We start from the raw sequence: 3,976 nt of genomic DNA, 5'->3' as shown, positions 1-3,976 counted from the left end.
GATAGGCGGCCAGAACATTGCTGATTACACTTCTCATCAGTTGACTGACTACCGCCGCAACGATGTAGGCTTTGTCTTTCAGTTTTACAATTTGGTTCCCAATCTGACAGCCAAGGAAAATGTGGAGCTAGCTTCTGAAATTGTCAAGGATGCCCAGGATCCGATAGCGGCTTTGACGGCGGTTGGTTTGGAGAAACGAATCAATAATTTCCCCGCCCAGCTCTCAGGTGGAGAGCAGCAGCGGGTTTCTATCGCTCGGGCAGTGGCCAAAAATCCTAAGCTTTTGCTCTGCGATGAGCCGACCGGAGCCTTGGATTATAAGACTGGTAAGCAGGTTCTTCAGATTCTTCAGGACATGTCCCGCAAGCAAGGGGCGACCGTCATCATCGTAACCCACAACGCTGCCTTGGCTCCTATTGCGGATCGGGTTATCCGTATGCACGATGCCCGAATCCAGTCCGTTACTCTAAATGCTAGGCCTCAGGATATTGCCAGTCTGGAATATTAGCGGGGTGAGTAGATGAGAAAATCAATTCTTAATAAAGATATCTGGCTCTCCTTTCGTCAGTCAAGAGGACGCTTTATTTCTATTATGAGTCTGATGATGCTGGGCGCTTTTGCTTTGGTTGGGCTCAAGACATCTGGTCCTGATATTGAGCGGTCTGCCAGTCGCTATCTAGCCAGTCTTAACACCATGGATTTAGCTCTTATTTCTGACTATGGGATTAGTAAGGAAGACCAAAAAGAGCTAGATGAGCTAGATGGTGTTCAGGTGGAGTACGGTTATTTTACAGATGCTGTGATTGGTGAATCCTACCAAGCCCTTCGGGTCTTTTCTAAGCCAGATAATATTTCTAAATTTAAGCTGGTTTCTGGTAAATATCCAAGAAATGACCGAGAAATTGCACTGCTCAGCTCTTTTCAAGATCGTTACAAAATCGGAGATAAGATTACTGTAAACGAAAAGAGTGGCGGAAATCAACTTCTGACTCAGCACAGCTTTACCATTACTGGTTTTGTAAACTCAGGAGAGCTGGGTTCCACTGTTAATTTTGGCAATACCAATGTTGGAAATGGGACCTTGTCTGGCTACGCCCTTGTGCTGCCTCAAGCTTTTGATAGTCAAGTCTATACTCTTGCCCGTTTGACTTATATGGATTTAAAGGGATTGAATTCTTTTGGACTTAACTATCGGACCAAACTGGAAAAGCATCAAAAAGACTTGGAAAAACTGGTCGCAGATAATGCAGAAAATCGTTTAGAAGAAATCCAGTCAGCAGCTAAGAAGAAGATTCAGGACGGTGAGGCCGATTTGCAAAAAGCTCAGCAAAGTCTAATAGATGCTGAACATCAGCTGGCGGATGGGCAAAATCAAATCAATCAGAAACAAACTGATTTAAACAAGGCTCAGGCACAAATTGCTGAAAATGAAGGAAGACTAAGTCAGGCTGCCACCCAGCTTGCTGAGGCTGAACAGGTACTTGCCGCTTCAAAAGCTCAGCTGGATGCAGTAGCTCCGCAAATTGCCGCAGGTCAAAATCAGCTGAATCAAAACAAGGCACAATTAGATGCGGCACTTGCATCCCTGATGGCAGCTCAGCAAATCTTAGAGGGCAAAAAGGCGGACTTGGATACAGCCCAAGCTAGTCTCAGCCAAGGTCAGGCCGAATTGGAAGCTGCCAAATCTCAGCTTCAGGCGCAGCTTGCGGCTATTGAGGCTCAAGGTGGCAATCCTGCTGATTTTCCGAAAATTGCTGCTGCCCAGCAAGAAATTGCCACTAAGGAAACAGAATTGGCTGCTGCCCAGCAGGTACTAGAAGCTGGCAATGTCCAATATCAGACGGCACTTACAACCTATCAAGCTCAGGAAGCTTCCTATCAATCTGGCTTAAGCCAGTACCAAGAGGCTACCGCCCAGTTTGAAAGTAAAAAAGCGATCTATAATGCTGGCTTAAATCAATATCAGACAGGATTAGCCAGTCTTGAAAGTAAAAAAGCTGAATATCAGTCTGGCGTCAATCAGCTGGCCCAAGCCAAAGAACAGTTAGCAGCAGGTCAGCAGCAGATTGACCAAGCTCAAGCAAGCCTAGATGAGAAAAAAGCTAAGTTTGCTCAGCAAAAGGGAGAGGCAGAGAACAAGATTAAAACGGGACAGGCAGAGATTCAAAAAGCTAAAGAAGAAGCTGCTGGTCTATCGCTTCCAAGTTACCATGTCTATACCCGACGCAACTTTCCGGGAGACACAGAGTATCAGATAACGGCAACTCGTGCCAGCGGTATGTCCTCGGTCGGAAATGTCTTTCCAATCGTACTTTACTTGGTGGCAGCTTTGGTAACCATGACGACGATGACACGTTTTGTGAGTGAGGAGCGCATGAACGCAGGAATTCTTCGGGCCTTGGGCTACGAAAACAGAGACGTCATCAAAAAGTTTGTTGTCTATGGCTTAATTGCAGGTGTCCTGGGAACGATTTTGGGTATTCTTGCTGGAACCTACTTTCTGCCCTATATCCTTGGGAAGTCACTCTTCCAAACCTCGACTTACCCAGCGATTAGACTAGATTTCTACTGGCAAATTAGTTTGGCTGCCCTAGTTCTTTCTTTTATCTGCAGTGTTGTACCAGCACTTTACATTGCTCACAAGGAGTTGAAAGAAAAGCCAGCTCAGCTGCTTTTACCCAAGCCTCCAAGCAAGGGTTCAAGCATTTTATTGGAAAAAATCGGTTTTATCTGGCGTCGTCTCAGCTTCGCTCAAAAAGTGACTGCCCGCAACATTTTTCGCTACAAGTTGCGTATGTTTATGACCATCTTTGGAGTGGCTGGTTCTGTCGCTTTGCTCTTTGCAGGACTAGGCATCTCTTCCTCTCTGGGAGGAATTGCAGAGCGGCAATTCGGGGAAATTTTTCAGTATGATATGATTGTTGTAGAGAAGAATCGCAGCAGCCAAGCAGAAGAACAGGATCTGATCCAAGCCTTGAAATCAGACAAAGTATCTGGCTCCCAAGGCATTTACCGTGAGACTTTTACCAAAACCATCAAGGGTCTCAAAGATGAGCAGTCCATTGCTATGTTTGTGTCAAAAAACAATGACTTTAAAGGTTTTATGGAGCTCTATGATAGTCAAAGTGGGCAAAAATTGACTCTTTCAGATAATGGCATTGTTCTTTCAAGAAAACTGGCGACTGTTTTAAATGTATCGGTCGGAGACAGCATTGAACTGACATCTGATGAAGGGAAGGCCTACAAACTAAAGGTTTCAGGTATCTCAGAAATGTATGCAGGCCACTTTCTTTTCCTGAATCAAACCTATTATGAAAAGGTTTTTGCCCGAGATTTTGCGATTAATGCCTATCTAGTCAAGCTCAAAAATCCTTCAAGCAAGAATATTCAGGCTAGAGCTGCTGATTTTATGAAAGAGACCGGTGTTCAAACTGTCGTACAGGATATTGAAGTGATAGAGTCGATTAATGCAGCTGTCAAGTCTTTGGGCTTGGTCATGCAGATTCTAACTCTGGTCTCCATTCTCTTGGCAGTGGTCATCCTTTATAATTTGACGACGATCAATGTCTCTGAGCGGATTCGAGAGTTGTCTACCATCAAGGTACTGGGTTTCCATAACAAGGAGGTAACCCTGTATATCTATCGTGAAACGATTGTCCTCTCACTGATTGGCATTGTGGTCGGAATCTTTGCTGGGAAGACGCTTCACAGCTTTCTGTTGCAGATGATTGCACCGGACAATGTTCTTTTCAATCCAGAAGTGTCCTTTACGGTTTACCTGATTCCAGTCATTTCCATCATGGGTATCCTAATCCTTTTAGGTTATATGGTCAATTACAATCTCAGACGGGTAGATATGCTAGAAGCTCTCAAGTCGGTGGATTAATATTCGTATATAACTTCCCTCAATGTTTAGGCTCTTTGTCAACTGTAGTGGGTTGATGTCAGCTAATATCTGGAGAGGACCGAATTGGTT

At 44.6% G+C, this 3,976-nt stretch carries 2 protein-coding genes; both read left to right on the top strand.

Annotated elements, in window-relative coordinates; genetic code table 11:
- Positions 1-508 (top strand): ABC transporter ATP-binding protein (locus tag STRDD04_RS04460; protein ID WP_082757340.1); only part of this gene is annotated, 508 nt, incomplete at its 5' end.
- A 12-nt stretch (positions 509-520) separates the two neighbouring features.
- The gene (locus STRDD04_RS04455; RefSeq protein WP_062199699.1) at positions 521-3,886 is read left to right on the top strand and encodes an FtsX-like permease family protein; all 3,366 of its coding nucleotides are present in this window, start codon (positions 521-523) and stop codon (positions 3,884-3,886) included.
- The last annotated feature ends 90 nt before the right edge of the window (positions 3,887-3,976 follow it).

Origin of the sequence: Streptococcus sp. DD04, assembly GCF_001578725.1 — a bacterium.
GTDB lineage: Bacteria > Bacillota > Bacilli > Lactobacillales > Streptococcaceae > Streptococcus > Streptococcus sinensis.
Note: the sequence above shows the minus strand (reverse complement) of the source record. Positions and strands in the feature narration are given on the sequence as shown.